1 pseudogene is annotated in these 567 nt (G+C 42.9%); it reads right to left on the bottom strand.

Annotated features, from left to right (window positions below):
* Nucleotides 1-487: pseudogene (locus tag AB4496_RS29045) on the bottom strand (carbamate kinase); the annotation flags it as partial.
* Nucleotides 488-567 lie beyond the last annotated feature (80 nt).

The raw sequence follows: 567 nt of genomic DNA, 5'->3' as shown, positions 1-567 counted from the left end.
GCATAGGAGAAGGCACAACGCGTCGGTAGTACTCGCCATCAGCTTTAAACTGCATTGTGCTTTGAGCCATTAATTCTTTAGCTCGTTGCTCTGTATATACAGGGCCAACAAATTTAGTCGGGTTAGCAAACGCAGGGTCTTTTTTGCATACTTCAGTTTGCGTGACTAGCGTTGCTACGTCTAATTCAGGGTCAATGTTTCTGAGCTCTTGTTGTAACATGTAGCCCACCATGCCACAGGTTTGAGAGCCGAGTACATCCATTGGGTATGGTGTCGTCTCTGGCGAATATTCGCTATAAGCCGCGTTTTGTTCCATCAACAAACCTACTTGTGGGCCATTACCATGAACGATAACAATCTCATGCTCGCGTGCTATCGCAGCAATACTCGCCGCTGATTTGATTATATTTTCACGTTGGTTCTCAGCCGTTAATGCTTGGCCTCTTGCTAAAAGAGCGTTACCGCCTAAAGCTAATACTATGCGCATGATAATGTCTCCGATCATTTAATAATTATTTTATTTATTTTACGTAGGGATTAACCGCTTGTTTCTAATTAAATTCAATC

It is taken from the genome of Vibrio sp. 10N.222.46.A1, from assembly GCF_041473595.1.
Classification (GTDB): Bacteria; Pseudomonadota; Gammaproteobacteria; order Enterobacterales; family Vibrionaceae; genus Vibrio; species Vibrio tasmaniensis_A.
Note: the sequence above shows the minus strand (reverse complement) of the source record. Positions and strands in the feature narration are given on the sequence as shown.